Origin of the sequence: Winogradskyella algicola (assembly GCF_005869935.1) — a bacterium.
GTDB classification, from domain to species: Bacteria; Bacteroidota; Bacteroidia; order Flavobacteriales; family Flavobacteriaceae; genus Winogradskyella; species Winogradskyella algicola.
Window position 1 is genome coordinate 1 of the sequence record NZ_SZQF01000019.1, and the last position, 1586, is coordinate 1586.

At 33.2% G+C, this 1586-nt stretch carries 1 protein-coding gene; it reads right to left on the reverse strand.

The window, feature by feature from the left end; all coding sequences use genetic code 11:
* Positions 1-318 precede the first annotated feature (318 nt).
* Positions 319-1290: a TlpA disulfide reductase family protein gene (locus tag FC091_RS15060; protein WP_262708981.1), complete on the reverse strand. Its 972-nt coding sequence runs from the start codon at positions 1288-1290 to the stop codon at positions 319-321.
* Positions 1291-1586 lie beyond the last annotated feature (296 nt).

Consider the following 1586-nt stretch of genomic DNA (forward strand, 5'->3'; position numbering starts at 1 on the left):
CCAAATTCTCCAATTCCGTATATATTTCATTTTCAGATTCAGGAAGATTTTCTTTCTTCTCGATTCTGTCAAAAATGTTTAAGTCAAAATATACGTGCATAGGTTTGGTCAAATTGCGTAGAACGGTCTTGTATATGGCTCGTAGCGTGCAAATTAGCGATTATTTTTCGGTTAAGCACGAGCCGAATTTTTTAATTTTCTTATTATCTTTTCTTTTCAATAAGCCAAATTAAAAAATTTGGCGGACTTGCAAATATGCCTTAACTTTGATTAAGCAAATAACTAGCTATGAGCTATATACGTTGTTAGCAACTGGCATTATTCCATTAGTTCGGTTAACTTTTTATCCAACTCTTTTCCTCGTAAATCTCTCGCTACAATTATTCCATTTTGGTCAATTAAAAAACTGTCAGGAATTCCCTCAACTCCATAAATTAGAGAGGCCTTATTTCCGTTTCCTTTTAAATCGTTAACGTGATACCAATTCAGTTTATCTTTCTCAATTGCTTTTATCCAATTTTCTTTGTTTTCGTCCAATGAAACAGCAAATATTTCAAATCCTTTTGGTTTAAACTTTTCGTAAGTTTTTACCAAATTCGGGTTTTCTTTTCTGCAAGGTGCACACCAAGAAGCCCAAAAGTCAAGAAAAATGATTTTGCCTTTTAAGTCTGAAAGTTTTTTTAATTCTCCGTTTTTGTCAACCATTTCAAAATCTATGAATTGTCCACCGATTTCGGCTTGTTCTTTCAGTTCAAGGTAGGACGAAATTATCTTTCCGTATTTTGATAACTTGTTTTCATCCGAAAATAGGTCAAAAAGTTCCTTGGTTTCGTTTTTACCAAAAGTCGTTAAATAGGTCGAAAGTGTTTCTGCACTTACAATGCTATTTGGATGTTTCTTTATAAATTCTATCTCCTTTTTTCTCTGGTTTTCTTCTGAAAGATTTTCAAGTTCTTTTCTTAAAGATTGAGCCGAATTTTCCACTTTTGAACCCGTTACAATTGCATTTTCAAAGTCATTTTGTGATGCGTCAAAAGTCATAGATTTATTTTCTAACCATAAGAATCTATAATGTGAATCGTCATTGGTTCTTAAAACTACGTGTAAAGGTGAATTTGGTAATTCTGTATTAAAAACAAATGAATTGTTCTCAACTTTTGTAGAATCGATAAGGTCAATAGTTTGGCTATCAGCATTATCTAAATAAATCATTGTTCCGTTTTCAATTCCTCTCGTTTTTCCTGTCAGAGAAAATTCAGCACTTGATTTATCGTTGCAAGAACTAAACAATAGTAATAATATCCCAATGATTGTGTTTTTCGTCGATGTTCGTCTTTGCTTGTTGCTAACGGCTTCGTGTTATGATGTGTTGCGTTGGTAAGGAACTAAGTTAGTAAAAAGTCACGAACCAGAGGGAAATCCGTAGGATTTTCCGAGTAGGCTAGTGGTAGCAATGCATTATACACGTCTTAAGTTTACAATCCATTATATTTAGAAGATTAACCAGAAAGCACAAAAGAGAGGATTAAGATTAGTATACACGGTGAAGCTGTAACTTCGACAACAATGATAATCCCCTCTCTTTT